20 protein-coding genes and 1 tRNA gene are annotated in these 18,052 nt (G+C 61.6%); 10 read left to right on the top strand and 11 right to left on the bottom strand.

Going from position 1 to position 18,052, the window contains the following annotated elements; genetic code table 11:
• Positions 1 to 133: 133 nt before the first annotated feature.
• Both NKI17_RS07670 and NKI17_RS07665 read left to right on the top strand, forming a co-directional pair.
• Positions 134 to 718, top strand: coding sequence for a hypothetical protein (locus tag NKI17_RS07670; RefSeq protein ID WP_352905593.1), 585 nt, complete (start codon positions 134 to 136; stop codon positions 716 to 718).
• Between the two features lie 95 nt (positions 719 to 813).
• Entirely contained in the window at positions 814 to 1,323 is a 510-nt protein-coding gene (locus tag NKI17_RS07665) for a hypothetical protein (protein ID WP_156948208.1), read from the top strand.
• 128 nt (positions 1,324 to 1,451) lie between these two features.
• Here the strand turns inward: NKI17_RS07665 and NKI17_RS07660 are convergent, their stop codons facing one another.
• Together NKI17_RS07660 and NKI17_RS07655 are read right to left on the bottom strand one after the other, a co-directional pair.
• Positions 1,452 to 1,808 carry a DUF2958 domain-containing protein gene (locus NKI17_RS07660; RefSeq protein WP_352905592.1) on the bottom strand — a complete coding sequence of 119 codons (357 nt, stop codon included), beginning with the start codon at positions 1,806 to 1,808 and terminating at the stop codon, positions 1,452 to 1,454.
• A 9-nt stretch (positions 1,809 to 1,817) separates the two neighbouring features.
• Positions 1,818 to 2,033 carry a hypothetical protein gene (locus NKI17_RS07655; RefSeq protein WP_352905591.1) on the bottom strand — a complete coding sequence of 72 codons (216 nt, stop codon included), beginning with the start codon at positions 2,031 to 2,033 and terminating at the stop codon, positions 1,818 to 1,820.
• A 930-nt stretch (positions 2,034 to 2,963) separates the two neighbouring features.
• On the opposite strand from NKI17_RS07655, the gene NKI17_RS07650 reads away from it, so the two are divergent.
• The 4 genes from NKI17_RS07650 (at position 2,964) to NKI17_RS07635 (ending at position 7,340) form a co-directional block, all read left to right on the top strand.
• Positions 2,964 to 3,836: a phage integrase N-terminal domain-containing protein gene (locus tag NKI17_RS07650; RefSeq protein WP_352905590.1), complete on the top strand. Its 873-nt coding sequence runs from the start codon at positions 2,964 to 2,966 to the stop codon at positions 3,834 to 3,836.
• Positions 3,836 to 4,138 carry a hypothetical protein gene (locus NKI17_RS07645; RefSeq protein WP_352905589.1) on the top strand — a complete coding sequence of 101 codons (303 nt, stop codon included), beginning with the start codon at positions 3,836 to 3,838 and terminating at the stop codon, positions 4,136 to 4,138. Before NKI17_RS07650 ends, NKI17_RS07645 begins: the two co-directional genes overlap by 1 nt.
• A 368-nt stretch (positions 4,139 to 4,506) precedes the next feature.
• Positions 4,507 to 6,102 (top strand): type IV secretory system conjugative DNA transfer family protein, encoded by a 1,596-nt coding sequence (locus tag NKI17_RS07640; RefSeq protein ID WP_352905588.1) that lies wholly within the window; start codon positions 4,507 to 4,509, stop codon positions 6,100 to 6,102.
• 8 nt (positions 6,103 to 6,110) lie between these two features.
• Positions 6,111 to 7,340, top strand: a complete 1,230-nt coding sequence (locus NKI17_RS07635; protein ID WP_352905587.1) for a M48 family metalloprotease — start codon at positions 6,111 to 6,113, stop codon at positions 7,338 to 7,340.
• A gap of 11 nt (positions 7,341 to 7,351) precedes the next feature.
• On the opposite strand, the gene NKI17_RS07630 is transcribed toward NKI17_RS07635, so the two are convergent.
• Positions 7,352 to 7,813 (bottom strand): hypothetical protein, encoded by a 462-nt coding sequence (locus tag NKI17_RS07630; protein WP_352905586.1) that lies wholly within the window; start codon positions 7,811 to 7,813, stop codon positions 7,352 to 7,354.
• 142 nt (positions 7,814 to 7,955) lie between these two features.
• Here NKI17_RS07630 and NKI17_RS07625 point away from each other — a divergent pair, with 142 nt between their 5' ends.
• Positions 7,956 to 8,114: a hypothetical protein gene (locus tag NKI17_RS07625; RefSeq protein ID WP_352905585.1), complete on the top strand. Its 159-nt coding sequence runs from the start codon at positions 7,956 to 7,958 to the stop codon at positions 8,112 to 8,114.
• Between the two features lie 29 nt (positions 8,115 to 8,143).
• On the opposite strand, the gene NKI17_RS07620 is transcribed toward NKI17_RS07625, so the two are convergent.
• From NKI17_RS07620 to tuf, 7 genes are all read right to left on the bottom strand, one after another.
• Positions 8,144 to 9,238 (bottom strand): MobA/MobL family protein, encoded by a 1,095-nt coding sequence (locus NKI17_RS07620; protein ID WP_352905584.1) that lies wholly within the window; start codon positions 9,236 to 9,238, stop codon positions 8,144 to 8,146.
• A gap of 270 nt (positions 9,239 to 9,508) precedes the next feature.
• Positions 9,509 to 10,723 (bottom strand): site-specific integrase, encoded by a 1,215-nt coding sequence (locus tag NKI17_RS07615; RefSeq protein ID WP_352905583.1) that lies wholly within the window; start codon positions 10,721 to 10,723, stop codon positions 9,509 to 9,511.
• A gap of 110 nt (positions 10,724 to 10,833) precedes the next feature.
• Positions 10,834 to 10,909 (bottom strand) — tRNA-Trp (locus NKI17_RS07610).
• 77 nt (positions 10,910 to 10,986) lie between these two features.
• Positions 10,987 to 11,490 (bottom strand): hypothetical protein, encoded by a 504-nt coding sequence (locus tag NKI17_RS07605; RefSeq protein ID WP_352700724.1) that lies wholly within the window; start codon positions 11,488 to 11,490, stop codon positions 10,987 to 10,989.
• Positions 11,491 to 11,636: 146 nt separating this feature from the next.
• Positions 11,637 to 12,119, bottom strand: coding sequence for a group II truncated hemoglobin (locus NKI17_RS07600; protein WP_352700725.1), 483 nt, complete (start codon positions 12,117 to 12,119; stop codon positions 11,637 to 11,639).
• 96 nt (positions 12,120 to 12,215) lie between these two features.
• On the bottom strand, positions 12,216 to 13,901 hold the full coding sequence (locus NKI17_RS07595) for a COG3904 family protein (RefSeq protein ID WP_352905582.1): 1,686 nt from the start codon (positions 13,899 to 13,901) through the stop codon (positions 12,216 to 12,218).
• Positions 13,902 to 14,060: 159 nt separating this feature from the next.
• Positions 14,061 to 15,236, bottom strand: coding sequence for an elongation factor Tu (gene tuf, locus NKI17_RS07590; RefSeq protein WP_254817137.1), 1,176 nt, complete (start codon positions 15,234 to 15,236; stop codon positions 14,061 to 14,063).
• A 271-nt stretch (positions 15,237 to 15,507) separates the two neighbouring features.
• On the opposite strand from tuf, the gene NKI17_RS07585 reads away from it, so the two are divergent.
• The 3 genes from NKI17_RS07585 to NKI17_RS07575 all read left to right on the top strand — a co-directional run bounded on the left by NKI17_RS07585 (position 15,508) and on the right by NKI17_RS07575 (position 17,644).
• The gene (locus NKI17_RS07585; RefSeq protein ID WP_352699885.1) at positions 15,508 to 16,395 is read left to right on the top strand and encodes a DMT family transporter; all 888 of its coding nucleotides are present in this window, start codon (positions 15,508 to 15,510) and stop codon (positions 16,393 to 16,395) included.
• 33 nt (positions 16,396 to 16,428) lie between these two features.
• Complete coding sequence (locus tag NKI17_RS07580; protein ID WP_352623234.1) at positions 16,429 to 16,878, top strand: GFA family protein; 450 nt, start codon at positions 16,429 to 16,431, stop codon at positions 16,876 to 16,878.
• Positions 16,879 to 16,984: 106 nt separating this feature from the next.
• The gene (locus NKI17_RS07575; protein WP_352905581.1) at positions 16,985 to 17,644 is read left to right on the top strand and encodes a peptidoglycan recognition protein family protein; all 660 of its coding nucleotides are present in this window, start codon (positions 16,985 to 16,987) and stop codon (positions 17,642 to 17,644) included.
• A 45-nt stretch (positions 17,645 to 17,689) separates the two neighbouring features.
• Here the strand turns inward: NKI17_RS07575 and NKI17_RS07570 are convergent, their stop codons facing one another.
• Positions 17,690 to 17,947, bottom strand: coding sequence for a GlsB/YeaQ/YmgE family stress response membrane protein (locus NKI17_RS07570; RefSeq protein ID WP_023717513.1), 258 nt, complete (start codon positions 17,945 to 17,947; stop codon positions 17,690 to 17,692).
• Positions 17,948 to 18,052: the final 105 nt, after the last annotated feature.

Genomic DNA, 18,052 nt, shown 5'->3' with positions numbered 1-18,052 from the left:
TACAGGAAGTTGCTACCTACACGGCTTAGCCAAGCTGTTCCGCTTACCATCGAGGACACCCGGAGTACCCAAGCTTGCGCAGCCACTATTTTGAGCCATATAACAGGGACAGATTCAGATCGAGGATTCTCGTTTGAAAACGAAAACGATCCATACCAGCCCCAAAAAGAAGTCCCGACTGGGCATCGATGAGGGCTTGGTCATAGAAGCCGTGGTCGATGGAAATAAGCTTGTGGATCAGTCAGGCAAGGTTGTCGGATGGCTTGACGAACGTAGAGGCAATTTCGTGAAAGGCTTTGGCGGCCAAAATGTTAGTCGAAAAGGCTCCGTTATTGTCACTGACGCTCGTGGAAAGAAGTTATCTGGAGCAGCAATCGAATCAACTAAATTATTTTTCCAGCCTTATGAATTGAGTTACAGTAAAGTTGTTACTCCTAAGAAGGGCCGACGCAGCCCTTCAAAAGGTTACATCGTCGCGCCCGACAAACCTGAAAGGGCAACGACTGTGCAACCCGATACCGTTTCACAACTTTCGCCAACCGACGCTATGCCTACGCATAACGTTGATATGAAAGCTCTTTTCTCCGAGATCGATAAGGTCAACTCGCCCAAAAAGCTCAAACAGCTCGCCGCCAAGACGGTAGAGAAATTTGATAAGGAGTGGGGCCTAAAGCCCCATCCAGAGGAAGAGTTCGTCACGTTTCGTAAATCTAAGTAGCCCTTCGGGGCTACTTTCGTGTTTGGGGGGGACTTTTGGAGGGTCGTTACATTACGGCCTATCACGGCACGACGTCGGATAGGGCAAGCGCCATTATGGCCGGTGATTTCCAGTTAATTCCTAGAGAAGGATCTTGGTTGGGAACCGGGTTCTACCTGTTTTATCGCGCTCCCGGACGCGCAGCGGAGTGGGCTCGATCAGTGGCCGACCGTCGCCGCAAAAACAATCCTGGCATCGGTCCGGCCGTCATCGAATGTGAAGTCGACCTCGCCGACACCATCAATTTGCTAGACAGTACGGACCGTCACTGGGAAGCGCTGAAACGGCTGGCGACCGCCACCATCAGGACACCTCGTCAAGTGGGGCCATGGTCAATGGTTTCGGATCCGTCCAACCCCCAGCTTTACCGGAATTACGACGATAATGATCTCGTCAACGCCTATGTCGAGCTCCTGCGCCGGCAGAGACCGGTTTCCAGTATCATGGCTGCGTTTATGGAAGGCGCTCCAGTCTTTGATACGTCGTGGCTCTACGATCATTCCCACCTTTGCATCTCGATACTCACCAAAAACGCAATCCGAAGCCGCAAACTCGTTGAGCTTTGAGTTTTCGTAAGATCATCGGCGCCCAGCCACCTTGCCGCTAGCGGGATTGGCGGTAGCCACGGTGGTGCGCCACAGCTTTCGACATTCAACGCCACCCCAAAGGATGGCGTTGAAAACGGTGTCGATCGCTACACTCGGAGGCGGCCGAGTCGTCGTGCCTCCTCGGCATAAGCCGACAGAGGCTTATCCGCCCGGAAATGCCGGTCACGTTCGACCGGCAGGCCAAGGCGCCCTCGCACCGACGCGAGTTCGGTCAGGCTGACGCTGCCAAGCTCCGGACATCCCAGCCCGAGGTCACAAAGGCCGAAGGCGATATCCGGGTCTTCCGGATCGATCTCGGTGAGGAGCCAGGTCGCGCCGGCATCCGGCGTGAACAGTTTGACGACGGGCATGAAGTCGATTTCGCCGCCGGTGCCGCGGAGAGGAAGCTGCTGGCGACCATTCGCCAGCAGCTTCTCCCGCAGGTCTTGGGTCAGGATCTGCATGTCGGCCTCCTACTCGTCGGCCTTCGGTGCGCGAAGGACGATGCGTCCGTCGAGCGGCAGGGCGTCGAGGAGGAGCGTGCCGCCTTCGCCGTCGTCGTGGGCGAAGAAGGAGCCGATGCGGGTCCAGAAACCCTTCTGGCCGTCCTTGCCGTCCCGCACGGTGTAGGCGTGGTAGATCGGTGACTTCGGCTCAGGCTTCGTTTCGGTGTTGCGTTTGGTGTTCATGGTCTTTTCCTTTGGTTGATGGTTTCTGTCCCGGAGGACGGTTCCAAAGGAGACGGCGTGCAGGGCTGGCTTGTCCCCAACACGGGAGCGCAGCGAAGGAGCGGGCAGGAACGGGACAAGACGGCCGCGCCGGCTAGAAGAGAACAGTCATCAGCTCCGGGCAGACCATCGGCGGAAACGCCAGGGCCAATCGCGTGACATCGGACGTGACGAGCCAAATTCGATAACACGATCACGCTGGGGCGGCGGAGGCTGGAGGCCTGCCGGACGGGCCGCAGTCCTGGCTCCGGTATGCACAGACTGCGTAGGCGGCCACCGACCCGCCAAGCCCGGCTCACAAGGGGCACCGCTTGCCGCGCCGAACGCAATACGGGATCCGGGCCAATGCCCTTGGCCAGGAACACGGAGAAGCGTGACGAGCATGGTCGGGCATGGAATGTCCGACGATGCCGGCGGCCGGCGGTCTGTCACTCGCCAATGCATTGGGGAGTGACAGACCGCCCCCAAACCCACGGTGGATGCCGGGTTCGCGCAAACGCCACCACATGACTCGCAAATGACGCCGCGCTTCGCTGATCATTTCCGGTGCAATGTGCTGGCCACAAACAGGCGACAGCGTCCACTATCCCGGCGGGCAAAAAACTGCCTGATCCATCTCAACCGACCTTTTCCCCAACCAAAGGAGAGCAGAATGACTGCTTATCGCATACGTGCGCCGCCGCGGCGGCCACACCTCCGGTTTCGACCTCTCGGTAACCGGATGCCCAACAGGGCAAACCATATCGGCCAGCCATCCGGCTGGCTCGGGAGGCTCATACCGTAAGGAAGACTACGCATTCCGGCCCTGCCGCGAATGACCTTCGCGGGGTGTCACGCTCTACGGACGTGCATCGGCCATCAACACTCAGCCAAAAACAAAAAGCGAGCAAGATGGACGATCTGACCATGGACCTGGTGCGGCTGTGCCAACGCAACCGGGACGGCTCTTATGGCACTCAAAACAACCGCCGGCGCGGCCTGTCCGCAATGGCCAACGACCTCGTGGACCTCGGCTACAAGTTGCCGTCCGCGACCTCCCTCAAACCCAAGCATGTCGACGCGCTTGTCGAACGATGGCTGGATACCGATACCTCGGATGCGAGTATCCGCAACCGCCTCACCTGGCTGCGCTGGTGGGCGGAGAAGGTCAACAAGGTCAATGTCGTCAATCGCGACAACGCCACGTACGGCGTCGCCGAACGTGGCGAAGTCACCCGCAACCGCGCCCAGATGCTCGATCATGCCAAGCTCGGCACCATCGAATGCCCCTACATCAAGGCGTCGGTTCTCCTCCAGGTGGCCTTTGGCCTCAGGCGCGAGGAAGCCATGAAGTTCCAGCCGCAGGCGGCCATCCGGGCCGACCATATCGCCTTGCAGGCGAGCTGGACGAAAGGGGGCCGGGCTCGGACCGTGCCCGTCACCACGCTGGAACAGCGGCAGGTCCTTGAACATATCATGCGCCTTGTCCCCGGTGGCGGATCCCTGATCCCCGCGCAGATGACCTATGTCGAACACCTCAAGCGGTTCGAGTACCAGACGCTCAAGGCGGGCCTCCGCAACACCCACGGATTCCGCCATGCTTACGCCCAGCAACGCTATGCGGTGCTGACCGGCCAGTCCTGCCCGTTGGCAGGCGGCAAGCGCTGGGTTGACATGACCGGAAACGAACGTGCCGCCGACCGTGCGGCGCGCCACCGGATTTCCGCCGAGCTGGGCCATGGCCGCCTGAAAATCACCGACACCTATCTCGGGAGTGCCTTCTGATGAAACGCGCGGAAGGCAATTTCCTCATGGCCAACAAGATGAGGACCAAATACGCTGAAAGGCTTTTCAAGCCCGCGACGATCGCGGCCGCCATCGATGAGGCCGCCTTCCAGGGCCATCGCCGCTACCGTGTGGTGCAGGAGTTTCCATTCGACCTTTCTGATACGGAGGCAGCCAAGGCGCTTGAGAAATGGCTCGATTCCGAGCAGTTCGAATACGTCTGGCGTCCGACCCGTCTCGAACAGGATGATTTCCGCCCGTCCATCGTGGCGGAATACCCGGAACTTGAGATTTCCTGGTGAAAATGCCGGTAACAAGGGCAACTGCAAGGAACAGTAATCAAGGCGTCAAAGAACGGGAAAACTGGGCGTTCGCCTGCTCAAGAGGCAAGGGGATGTTCATCCCCCTCTTTTGTTTCTTGCCTCCGCTTCCGGAGGCCTCTGGCACAGCAGTTCTGCTGTGTGATTGAAGACGGCATCCCGGCCCGTCTGCTTTCCACTCAGGCCCCTTACAGCAATCTCGTCACGAAACCGCTAGCGAACAGTCTGGAAAATTCATCTGGCCCCTGCCAAAGGGGTTTATGCCAGCTGTTTCTTAGTGTTACATCGTCCCGTCTTGCGGGGGCTGGGGCATGCCGGATTGGTTCAAGGATTTCGATCCCTTGAAGGGAATGGAGCCGTTCGGATCGTCCCGGAAAGGGACGACAGAAGGCCTGTCCACCGGGATTAAGATCGGCAGCGCCATCACCAACATGTTCGCCCAACGGCGGGCGCGCAAACGGATCGAAAACGAGCAGCGCGAGGAGCAGCGGCGCGTCGACGAGGGCATCGCCAATCCGCCGCCGCTGCATGGTTCGGCGCGCTGGGCGGATGCCTCCGATCTCCTGAAAGCCGACCTGCTGCACCCGACGGCGAAATTCGAGAGCCCTTCTTCCATTTTGATCGGGGCCTTCGAGGACCCCGCCCTCGGCGGCGCCGTCGCCGGCCAGATTCACTGGGACGGCGAAGGGCACCTCCTCACCGTGGCGCCGACACGCTCCGGCAAATCGACGACGACGATCATCCCGAACCTGGTCCGCTACAAGGGGTCATGCGTCGTGCTTGACCCCAAGGGCGAGCTCTACGCGCAAACGGCGGCCTGGCGCCGGCAGAACGTCGGGCCGGTTTACCGGATCGCACCGTTCCAGCCTGAAACCGACGCCTACAACCCGCTCGACGGCGTGGCCTCGTTTTCCGATGCGCAGGCGCTTGCCGACCTGATCATGCCGCCGGATCCGAACGCGCCGGACTTCTTCCGCAAGGATGCCATCGCCATCCTGACCGCCATCATCATGTTCGTCACCGAGTCCGCGCCGCCGGGCCATCGCAGCATGGCCGAGGTGCGGCGCATCACCGCCGCGCCGCTCGACCTCTTCACCGAGGCGATCAGGACCATGGCCGGCTCGCGCAACCATGCCATTGCGAATGCCGCCAACATTGTCCTCGGCAAGGATCGCAGCAAGTCCATTCCGAATCTCCGTGACACCATCAACACCGAGTTCGCCCTTTGGGACGACCCCGGACTCCACCGCGCGACCTCGGTGGCTTCATTTGATTTCCGTTCGCTGAAGGATGCACCGGCGACCGTCTACATCACCGTGCCGTTCCACAAGATGTCCGCGTATGCCGCGTTCCTGAAGATCACACTCACCACCGCCCTTGATGCGATGCTCCAGAATGAAACCGTCCCCGACATACCGGTCCTGTTCATCCTCGACGAATTCCTGAGCCTGGGGCCGTTCCCGCGCTTCCGCGACGCCATCCGCACGCATGCCGGCGCGGGCGTCCGCCTCTGGTTCTTCCTGCAGGACGTGCCCACGCTGGAAGAACATTACCCCGCCGGCTGGAAGACGTTCTTTAACACCTCGGTGAAGACGTTCTTCGGCACCGACGAACACTTCACCGCCTCAATGATCTCGGACTTCCTCGGCGACCAGACGCGCGGCTACCGCACGGCAGGGACCAGCAACAGCGCCTCGACCGGCCCGGTCTTCAGCGGCAATGGCTCAGGCACGGGCTCGGTCAATCACGGCATCGCCTATGCCGGCCGTCCCCTGCTGACGCCGGACGAAGTGACGGAACTGCTCAGTGGCTCCGCCGCGGACCAGACCCGCATCGGCCTGGTCTTTGCGCGGGGCGTCCGCCCGATCCGGGCCAAACTCGTGCCCTGGTATCTGGGGCAAGCCTGCCGTGAGCGCGTCACTCCACCAGCCAATCGCAGAACGTGAGGAGCGGTATGACCTCTGGTGCTTTCCTGGACGACGTTAAGCCCCTGGCTGCCAGGTATTTGACGGCCACGGCGCTGCGGCTCGGCTGGTACGCGATCAACAGCGGCCTTAGGCTTTACCCGAGCGTTGTTCTGCCGCTGCCGCCCCACCTTGATTGGCCCGGCCTGTTCGTGCTGGTCGACCTGGGGCTTACGATCTGGCAGGTGGTGCTCCTCGTCAAAGTCGTGAAAGCCGCCTTGATCCGCTATCAACCGAATACCGCCGCAACACTCCACCTGACGACCGCGCCGGGTGAAACCCGGGAACGTGACCTGACCTCCTTAAGCCGGACCGTCGTCAGCACCCCGCTCGTGCTGGCGGGTACAGTGCTGTTTACCTGCGTCTTCATACAATGGTTGATCATGGGCGGCCCGCTCGGTGTGCCCTTCGTGTTTATGCCGCTGGACAGCCCGGGATGGGTGATCGGCGGACTCCTGGCGGTTGCCGGCCTCGTCTACGGCAACAGGTTTACCGCCCGGGCCAAGGCCAGGGTCGGCAATTCGTTCGGGGTTGAGTACCTCCAGGCCAATCACCCGCTTGCGCAGCGTGTCGCCGGACATGCCGCGACGCTTGGCATCAAGCCGCCGGCCGTCGGCGTGGTGAATGTCACCAACGCCTTCGCCATGGGAACCCGCAAAGACGCGGCGGTCGTGATTGGCAAGCCCCTGTTGAACCTGCTGTCGCCGCAGGAGCTGGACGCGGTGATTGGCCACGAACTCGGGCACGTGGTCTACAACGACGTGGAACGGATGCAATTCGCGGAAGGGTTCCAGACCATGATGGGTCACGTGGCGAATTTCGGCACGGTCATCGCGACGACAGTGGTGGCGCAGGCCACCAAAGACAAGCGCTACGGGCGCGATGTGACGGAGGTGACCGGCGCCATGGGCACGGCGGCCCGGCACACGCTTTTTGCCGGGTCCGAGCTTATGGTGAAGGGGCTGTCGCGCGCCCGTGAGTTCAAGGCCGATGCCATCGGTGCCAGCATTGCTTCACCGGAGGCGATGATTGGCGCCCTCGAGCGGGTCCATGGCATACCGGCCAAGCCGACCGGGGTCGAAAACAAATACGGCTACCTGATGTTTCGCGGCGGCAAAATGGGGGCTTTGTTCAGTACCCACCCGACGCTCAAACGCCGCACCGATGCCCTTCGCAGCGGCGCCCACCTGAAAATGCTTCCCCGGAAACGGGCTGCCTGATCCTTGCGGGTTTAGCGATCTCGCTGCCATTCCGGGTTTAAGTCCCGCTCTTCCTCGTGGCCACCGGAAGCGGCTGCGCCGGGCGACCGCTTGACCCACCATGGATCGGCGTCAGCCTGGATCTGACGTTGCATGCCATCGAAATGCGCCGGGTTAACAGCGCGCATCTCCTCCAACTGGTCGCGGAGTCCACGATACTCCTGAAACAAGGCCGGAAGCCGCAAGCTGGCGTCGATGGCCTGCTCCTTCCGGGTCTCGTCCCGGGGCATCTCGCCGAGCGAGAAGAGATGGTTTTTCAGGATTTCGTACGAATGGGCGTCGTTCAGGGCGAACTTGGTCCACTCGCCATAAGCGACATCGGGCTGCTCAAAGCAGCGCCCGAAGAGATCGGCGAACTGGCGGTTGAGCTGAACCATCCGCGTGGTCAGTTTCTGCATGTCTGCTTCCGGGTCGATCGAAAAATCCCTCGCCATCGCGATATCCTTTGACAGACTGTAGGAATAATGTCCTATTTTTCCTATGCGGCCCTATTGGATCAGAAGGTTAGACTACGAACTTGCTTTAGCAAAGCGGCGCCGCTGGCGCGATTGGCCAACATGGTTGTGGTTTCACCTGGTGAAACGACACTACTATGCCTACCTGCTCTACCGTCGCCGCAAGCTCGGAACCTATCGGGAAGGGTTGCCACCCAGCGCTACCGCAACCCGCGTGCGCCGCACCACGCTCGCGGAGGCGCTGCCCCCCAGCCATTTTCCAAAAGATACACTGCACTAGCGTTCCACGCATCCCGGCCGGGACGCGAGTCAGCGGGTCCGCCACCAGGCCTCGCGGTCCCGTTCAGGTGCGTCAGGTTCGCTTTCTGGTTGCCTTTGGTGTTCGGCATTGACCCACCACGCCCTGTCATTCTCCGCAGTGAGTTCCTGCGCGTTCGGGAGCGGATAACGGTCAGCCGGTTGCTCGACCTCGGCAATCATCCTGTCCTGCGCCGCCTCCAGCTCATGCGAGGGTATCAGGTCACCTTCGGGGCTTCGGACAGGCAGATCGCGCCCGGCAACCGGATCGCCCTGCTCGTGATCGCGCGACTGCCAATAGAGCCAGAATTCGTCACGTTCGTGCTCACTCATGTCCGGCGCCGGCTCGCGGCTTTCAGGCGGCCAGTCCCGCCGCCGGGACAGGTGGGGATACAGCTCGGCAAGCGGGTTCGGCATTCTCAGCTCCTGGCGGACCGTGGCAATACGTTCTACGTCAATCTGCGCCCGGCGTGCCCGTCGCGCCTGGCGATCGGCACCTACGTGCTGGCCCGCGCGCTGGGCCGAACCAATCGCGGCATGGCTGCGGGCATCGATGCGGGCATCGAGGCCGGCGCTGGCAAAGCTGGCATTGGCGATCTTGGCCCACATGGCACGCGCGTCGGTGACGAAGCGAACCCCGTCGGCTTCACGGAGCTTTCCGGCGAAACCTCCCGCCGTGATCCCACGTGTTGTCAGCAGCAGGTGGGCATGCGGATTGATGTTCCTGCCGTCCTCGTGAATCGCCAAGTCCACGATATAACCCTGGCGCGTGTACGCGTCGGCCATGGCGCCAGTCAGCTCCAGCCAGATCGCCGGCGCGACTTCACGCGGCAGCGCAAATTCGATTTCCTTGGCAAGCCGCGCGTCCTTGCGCTTCTCGGCGGCTTCGACGGCATTCCAAAGCTTGGCCCGCTCGCCCATCCAGACGGGAGCCCCAGCCGGCATGCGGATCTCGGCGTGAACAACGTCGCGCCGGCCGCCGAACGCGCTCTCGCGTTCTTCCGCGTCGTTCGGCAGCGTTTCGCCGGCCCGATAGGCGGCGGCAGCGACAACCGAACGGCCGTCACCGCGGCTGATGTTTTTGACGTGCAGATGAAAGATCGCCATGGGTCACCCGTCCATCCGCACTTTGTCGGGCCCCGGCGCACAGTCAAGGTGAAACGCGGTTCTCGATGCTGAGCGGGGTTCCAAGGGGCTTGCCCCTGGCGCACTTGCCGGTTTTCTCCGGGCCGCCCCTCCCGCGCCCGGTTAGAAAACCGAGCAACGCATCGCAAATTTTCGTCCAATGCGTACGTGTTGTGCGATGCGTAAGTGCGCTGTACGCATTGCTATAAGCTCCCGGACATCTTTCAAGCCTGCCCGGTCAAAGGAGGCACCTCAACCCTCAATCCGCTCTGCCGTCTCGGGCTTGGCCCGCTGCGCAGGCTTGGCCTTGCGCACGTTGATGGCCGCCGCGTCGAGGCGGTTTTTGAGATGCACCGCATAGTGCTTCTCGATCATTTCGACGCTTGTCCGGCAGTTCTTGGCGATCTGGTAGATGTCGGCGCCCTCCAGCAATCGGAAACTGATGTAGCTGTGGCGGAGCGAGTACAGCGTCCGCCGATTGCCCTCGCGGTCGGATTTGAGGCCGAGCTTATCGAGGATGCCGTTGAACTGCTTCTTGTGGTCAACCGGAAAGATCCGGTCAGTGGGTTTGGGCTTGTTCCGCGCCACCATGCGCTCGAACGGGAACACGGCGCCCGACGTGCTCTTGCAGTACCCTACCCCGCGCTTGCCCCGCACCTGGATCTCCAGGATTTTCTGACCCGTTGGCCCGTCCTTAACAACCTCCACATCCCGATATTCGAGCCAGTTGGCTTCGTCCGGCCGGAGGCCCGTATTGGTCAGGAAAAGGATCTTGTCGTGGAGCTGCTCGGCCAGCCACACCCGGTGGGCCTTCTCGCCCTTCTTGGCTTTTTGGCTAACGTCCCGCGCCTCCTGGGCGTGGGCCCGCGTCGCTTGGTACAGCTGTTTGTATTCCTCTGGCGTAAACCAGGCGCGGTGCACGACCTTCGCTGACTTTTTGTAGGGCTGGGAGATATCCGGCAGATGCGTCAGCCATCGATGCCGGACGGCCGCTTTCAGGACCAGGCGCAAGGTCACGGTTTCGTGGTGCAGCGTACTGCGTGAGGGGAGCTTCTTACCCTCCTCCGGCGTCAGCCGGGAAATACGGTACTCCTGCACCGTGCCCGCGTTGATGGTCGAAAGCCCCATCTTGCCAAAGTACGGCACCAGATAGGTGCGAACCCGTCGATAGTGGTCCTTGACCCAACGGGCGTTTCGCTCCCCGTTTGTCAGCACCTCGTATTCCGTGATGAACTGGTCGGCGGCATCCTTGAAGGTCTTTTCGGCTAACAGTTCGCCGCGCCGGCCTTTGTCCTTCAGGCCGAAGTACCAGTCCTCGGCCCAGTCCTTGGCCCTTGCCAGGCTTTCTTCCTTGGTGCTGACCCGCCAGTTTTTGCCTTTGAGGAACGTCGAACAATGCCAAATCGGGCTGTCGTTGCGCCGATAGACGTGAACTTTCCCTTCCAGAATCGTGTGCTTTTCCGCCATCGCCAGACACTCCCTGCGCGCGTGCAAGTTTGTGAAAGAGATGTGTAAGGCTACTTTCGGCGTCCTCGCCAAGCAAGGCGATTTATAAGTGCCTGATTTCCCTGAGGAAATGGCACGGGCAGCAGGGCTCGAACCTACGACCTGCGGTTTTGGAGACCGCCGCTCTACCAACTGAGCTATGCCCGTATGCGCATGTCGGCGCAGCAGGCGCTTCCTAAAAGCTTCCGCGCGCTCTGTAAAGAGCGACGTGCGCTACCCGGCCTTCATCTTCGAAAGTCCAGGCGTCCTCCCGGCCATTTCCCGTCGATCCTTTGATTGCTGACGATCAAGCCGACCCAGGGACGCACGATTTCCGGGTCGGTCAGATTGATGTATTTTCCCGCCAGCCCTTTCGCACCCTGGCGCCGGGCATCGATGAGCCCCTTGCGCACGCCATTATGCCAATCGAACAGCAGGTAAACCCTCTCTCCCGCCGTCTTCACCTCGCCCCGGCCAGACTTCCATTTATCCTTGCTGTCGCCTGGAATCGTGGGATCGGCACCGCCGTTCCAACGGCTGGACCAGCTGCCTTCGATGGTGTCGTTGCGGTCGCGGTCGCTTTCGGTGCCCCAGGCCTCGGCATTTTCATCGCTTGGAGTTCCCTCCAGTTTCACGCCGGCGGCGAACGCCGACACCTCCTCGTCGTCGGGAGTGGGGACGTCCATGAAGCCAAACGGATTTCGGATTCCGCGGTTGCTGTCAGAATTTGCTTTGCTGTCCGATCCCATCGCAGGCCTCCGGTTTTTCAGCACGGCCCCCCGCCAGCCACGGCGGCCTCAAACCGTTCCAGCCTGGCGGACCGAACCATTCACCGCCACCCATTTCCCGCAAATCGGGTCCTGGCGGCAGGGTTTTCGACCGATTCGCGCCCCGGTCAGTCTCCCGAAGGCGCCTTGTAGGGGCCGCCCGGCACCCCCCAACCCCAGGCCGGCATTGGTTCGCTCTCGGGATCGCAGGTCGGGCCCTTGTTGGAATTCATCCTGGCCAGCCGCGATCCCCATTCGACATAGGCCATGAAGGCCGAGCGGAATTCGGGATCGTCAGGCAACCCGATCTCGTCGGCGGCGTCGGCGAGAAGGTTGATCCAGCGCCGGCGCTGCTCCTCGGTCAGATGCTTGCCGAGATGGTGCATCACCATCTCGCGATGGCCGCCGTGCTTTTCGCTGTAGGTTTTCGGTCCACCAAAAACTTCGCCGATGAAAGCCGCGACGTGAGCGGGATGATCCGGCGACATATGCTTGAACACCGGCCCGACGATGGGGTCCCGAGAGACGTTGTCGTAGAAGGTTTGGGTCAGGCGGTTCAGCGCTTCGGAGCCACCGGCCCATTCAAACAATGTCGGGACATCCTGGCTCATTCGCGATCCCTCCCATGCTGGACTTCAACCGCGCTGGACGATAGCGGAAACATCGAGCGCCGCTCAACCTGCCTCGATGGCCAGTGCAAGGTTGCGCTAAAGCTTCGCCGGCGTCTCTGCCTCGGCGCTGGCGGACGGCAGAACGCGGCAGTTGTCGGGCTTCGGCGACGGCTTGCAGATGGTGGCGCCCGTCAGCGCGTCCACCGATTGCGGCCCCGTCGTCAGTCCAACCTTCAGCATTAGGTCGGGTTCGAGCTGGCGCTCGACCGAGCGCTGCTCGAGCGCGGCGAACAGACCGGGACCAATCGCCATGTCCTCGAGATAGGGCTTAATTATCTGCTGCTGTCCCATCAGGTACATGCCGAGCCGCGCTTGCGGACCGACAAACCGTCTGACGCCGCCGGCAAGCATGAGCGCGCACGCCGAATCGCATACCGCTCCCGAATCGACGGTCAGGCCGGCATAGGCGCCCTCTTTAGCCAAGCAACTCCACTCTCCCGGGTCGCAGCCAACAAAATCGGTGCGGGCGACGGCGATGTCGAGCTTCTTTTCGTGGATAAGTCGCCCCACCGCCAGAGCACTGAACAGGTCGCCTCCTTGTGAGCTGACCACCACCGGCAGCCGTCGGTTGCCAAGCATGGCGAGCAACTGGCGCAGCTTCTGCGGGGTCTGAGGCGCAATCGCGCCTTCGGCCGAGATCCATTCCGGGCAGTTTGGATTGCAAATCGGGTTGCTGCCGCGGACCAGGACGAAGCGCATGTCTGCGACCTCCTTCGGCCGCGGGGTTTCGAGCCCTGCGGGTGCAGGCTCGGCTTTCGCCACCACTTCGCCGGCCGGCTTCGTGATATTCGCCGGCGCCGGCACCTCCCTGCAACTCGCCGGCAACGGATTGGATCGGCATAGCGTTGGCGCGATCAGCAAGTCGACGGCGTCCAGGCTGGTGACGAGATTCATTTGCAGCATGTCGTAGGGAACCAGTTGCTGGATGCTGCTGGCCGGCGTGCTTTTCATGGTCTCGAGCACGCCCAGGCCGATGCCCATCTCCTTCAGATAGGCCGCCAGCTTCCGCTCCAGCGGCTTGTTCATTTCGTAGGTCTTGTAGCTGCCGGCGTTCTTCCGGCTGACGACCCTGGTGCTGAGTATCTTCTTCTTGCCTTTCACCATGCGATAAGTGGTGCGGTACAGCAATTTCGTCCGGATATAGGTCGTGGTGATCTGATGGACGCCGAGAAAGGCCCATTCCCCGACCACGCGCCGGATGCCACCGGAAAACATCAACGGACAGGCGGAATTACAGATGGCGCCGTTGGCATAGGCATCGCCGAAATAACGGGCGCCCTTGCCGTCGTTTTCCTTGCAGTTCTTCATATCTGGCAGACAGCCGACGAAGCCGGTTTTACCGACAGCGATATCGAGCTTATTCTTGCGGATCAGGCGACCAAGTGTCAGCGCCGCTTCGACATTGCCGCCGGGGGAATCGACGACGATCGGCAGCTTTCGGCCGCCAAGCGCTTTCAGCGCGCGTTTGAACAGGGCCGGCGTGCCGGCTTCTATCGAGCCTTCCGCCGATATCCATTCCGGACAGGTCGGCTCGCAGCCCGGCGCGCTGCTGCGCACGACGACGAACCGCATCGTCGGGCCGAAATCCGGCGCGGATTTTTCCGGCGTGGATTTTTTTGCATCCGCCGCGAAGGCAGCGTGGCCCATGGCAAGCAACGACACCAGGCAGATCAGCCCTAGCGACCACCATGCCTGACTATGCAAACGGCGCCATGGAACCATTCGGGCAGCCCCCCTCGATGCAACCTATACTAGTTATGGCAGAGGCGCTTGCAACAGGATTTGAAGCAATGCGGTTAATCCATTGCCAGAATATCGGAATCAAAAGGGCGGCCCGAAGACCGCCCCTTTGCATCCGATCTCAACCGGCAGCGCCGGCGACTACTCTTTGATGGTGACGACGATGCCGGCACCGACGGTGCGGCCGCCTTCACGGATGGCGAAGCGCAGCTTCTCTTCCATGGCGATCGGCACGATCAGCTCGACATCGACGGTGATGTTGTCGCCCGGCATCACCATCTCGGTGCCTTCCGGCAGCGACACGATGCCGGTCACGTCCGTCGTGCGGAAATAGAACTGCGGACGGTAGTTGGTGAAGAACGGCGTGTGGCGGCCGCCCTCGTCCTTGGTCAGGATGTAGGCTTCGGCAACGAACTTCTTGTGCGGCTTGACGGTGCCGGGCTTGGCCAGGACCTGGCCGCGCTCGACGCCTTCACGGTCGACACCGCGCAACAGCGCGCCGATGTTGTCGCCGGCCTGGCCCTGGTCGAGCAGCTTGCGGAACATCTCGACGCCCGTGCAGGTCGTCTTGGTGGTCGGACGGATGCCGACGATCTCCAGCTCCTCGCCGACCTTGACGACGCCGCGCTCGACGCGGCCGGTCACAACCGTGCCACGGCCCGAGATCGAGAACACGTCCTCGATCGGCATCAGGAACGGCTTGTCGAGCGGACGAACCGGCGTCGGGATGTAGGCATCGACCGCAGCCATCAGTTCGCGGATGGCGTCCTCGCCGATCTTCTTGTCGCTATCTTCAAGTGCGGCAAGCGCCGAACCCTTGACGATCGGAATGTCGTCGCCGGGGAACTCGTTCTTGGTCAAAAGCTCACGCACCTCGAGCTCGACCAGCTCGAGCAACTCGGCGTCGTCGACCTGGTCGACCTTGTTCAAGAACACCACGATCGAGGGCACGCCGACCTGGCGGGCGAGCAGGATGTGCTCGCGCGTCTGCGGCATCGGGCCGTCGGCGGCCGACACCACCAGGATCGCGCCGTCCATCTGCGCAGCACCGGTGATCATGTTCTTCACGTAGTCGGCGTGGCCGGGGCAGTCGACATGGGCATAGTGGCGGTTGGCGGTCTCGTATTCGACGTGCGCCGTCGAAATGGTGATGCCGCGCGCCTTCTCTTCCGGCGCCGCATCGATCTGGTCGTAGCGCTTGTATTCGCCAAAATACTTGGTGATCGCCGCCGTCAGCGACGTCTTGCCATGGTCGACGTGACCAATCGTGCCAATGTTCACATGAGGCTTAGTGCGCTCGAATTTACCTTTTGCCATAGTCTCTTTCCTTGGACGGCCTGGGGACGGCCTGGACCTTCAGTTCAGTCGAATGCGGGGCGATTAGCGACTAAGGCCGAAAAACACAAGTGCCTTGTCGCCGAGCGCGCTCGCCCGCCCGAACGCGTGATCCGGTTTCGGAGAATGTGGCGCGGATATAGGAACGAACAAGGGCAAATGGAATGGTTACGGCGGCGGCTGACGGCTTTGCCGGATTTACAGCCGGATCTGGCCCATTGCCGCCCTGGCGCCGGTCTGATTTCGTGGGCCGATGCATTTCATCCCGACTGCCATACGAGGCCCGCTGTTCATGGTCGTTTCGACCGGGTCCTACATCGTCAACGACACGATGATGAAACTCGCAACCGCGGGACTGCCGCCCTATGAGGTGCTGTTCCTGCGCGGCGCTGCGGCAACATTGTGGGGCATTCCGCTGCTGTTCATGCTGGGCTACGGCAAGCAGATCCCGCTGATCCTAGACGCCAAGGTTTTGCGCAGGAACCTGCTCGAACTGGGTGCGATCCTTTGCTACGTGGTGGCGCTCGCCAACATGCAGATCGCCGATTCGACCGCGCTCGGACAGATCACGCCCTTGCTGATGCTGGTCGGCTCCTCGATGCTGTTTGGCGAACGGATCGGCGGGGTACGCCTGGCGCTGATCGGGCTCGGCTTTGTCGGCGCGGTGATGGTGGCACAACCGACAATGCAGGGGATTTCGGTCTACGCGCTGCTGGCGCTAGGCAACGCAGCTCTGTCCGCCGCGCGCGATCTGGCGGGACGCAAGGTCGCCGCCGACGTGCCGGGGATGGTCGTCGCCATTTCCGCGGTGATTGTGGTGCTCGCCGGCGCCGGCGTTGCGCATCTGGTTTCCGAGCAGTGGGTGGTGCCTGAAATCCGTCACCTGCTGCTGATGGGCGGCGCCGGACTGTTCCTGATCTTCGGCCACTTCTTTATCTTCATGGCCTATCGCATCGGGCCGACCAGCGTGGTGGCGCCGTTCTACTATTGCTTTACCGTCTGGGCGGTGATTTCAGGCGTGGTGGTATTCCGGCAGCTCCCGAATGCGCTGGCCATCTGCGGCATCCTGCTGGTGGTCGCCAGCGGGTTGACCATCGTCTCGCTCGACGAGCGAAAGCGCCGGTTCACCGTCGTCGCTTGAAACTGAAATCGGCCTGCACAATGGGAGGAGCGCGTGGCAAGCCCGGATGACAACCAGAATTCACGCAGCCGCAGGCTTATCGGAAAGTGCCTGTGCGGCGCCGTTCAGTACGCGGTAGCGGACGCGTTCATCTATGCCGCGAACTGCCACTGCTCGAACTGCCGGCGCACCACCGGCTCGGCGTTCAAGCCATTCGCCGGCATCGAACGCGACAGGCTGAGCCTGACCAGGGGCGAGGACAATCTCATGATCTTCGGCGACGAAACCGGCCATGACGCGCACTGCAAGACCTGCGGCTCGTTGCTCTATTCGGTGGTCCGCGACGGTGCCTTCGTGCATGTCGCCATGGGAAGTCTCGTCGACGAGCCGACCATCCGCCCGACGCAGCACATCTTCGTCGGCTCCAAGGCGAAGTGGTTCACGATCACCGACGATCTGCCGCAATACAGAGAACACGCGGTCGCCGGAGATGCCGGCGAATAGCTGACCGTTAGAAAACGCTCAACCAAATTATCGTTTCGTTTTCGCGTCCGCCGCCAAGGAAACTATACTGTGCTCCGTCACTGAACCTATGTCGCGGGGGATTTCTGTGGCATTGCCGCCCAACTGGTTGCCCAATGTTGCGATGAAGCGCGTCATTTGCCACTGGACGGCCGGCTCGCATTCGGCCGGCGATACCGACAGGGATGCGTATCACATACTGGTCGAGGGGAATGGCCGCCTGGTCAGGGGCCGGCCTTCGATCGCGCTCAATTCAGGCCGGGTAAAACCGGGATATGCCGCGCACACGCTCAACTGCAACGGCGGCTCGATCGGGGTTTCGCTGTGCTGCATGGCCGGGGCGGAGGAAAGGCCGTTCGATGCCGGCCGCTATCCGATGACCGGGGCGCAGTGGGACGCGATGACCGCGGTTGTCGCCGAACTCTGCAAATATTACCGCATCAAGGTCACGCCCAAAACGGTGCTGTCGCATGCCGAAGTCGAGAGCAATCTCGGCATCGAGCAGCGCGGAAAATGGGATTTCACCCGGCTGCCCTTCGATCCGACGATCAGCGGCGCAAGCGCCTGTGGCGAGCGGCTGCGCCGCGACGTGACGGCGGCAATGGGCGCGATGCCAAAGCTGCCGGTGAGGATTGGGCGCGATGCGGTATGGCAGCGATTGCTGGAGGAACTATGGCCGATCATGGTGAGAGGGCTGGAAGCCGGCCTCAACACGCTGATCAGCGAAATCCTCAAAAGGATCAGATAGGCGGTCGGCATTCGGGTGAATGCCGACGCAATTGCCGAGCGGCTTCTACAGAGCCCTCTTGCCGCTGAACTGGTGATAGGCCCACAGGACCACCACGGCACCGACCACGGCGACGATCAGGCTATAGATGTTGAGCCCGGTAACGCCCGACGCTCCAAAGGCGCTGAAGATGAGCCCGCCGACGATGGCACCGACAATCCCGAGCACGATGTCGAGCACAAGGCCTTGCCCGCTTTTATTGACGATCTTACTGCCTATGAAGCCGGCGATGACGCCGAGAATAATCCAGCTTAATATTGACATTTTTCCTCTCCGTTCCCCGCACCCGATTACTTCCACATTATTAAGCAAAGCTCAAGCCAACTTGAAAATCATGATTACGGAAAGCTCAAACCGGCTTGAAATTCG

Origin of the sequence: Mesorhizobium sp. M0816, from assembly GCF_040320005.1 — a bacterium.
Taxonomy (GTDB): Bacteria; Pseudomonadota; Alphaproteobacteria; order Rhizobiales; family Rhizobiaceae; genus Mesorhizobium.
This window is presented reverse-complemented; position numbering and strand designations above follow the sequence as displayed.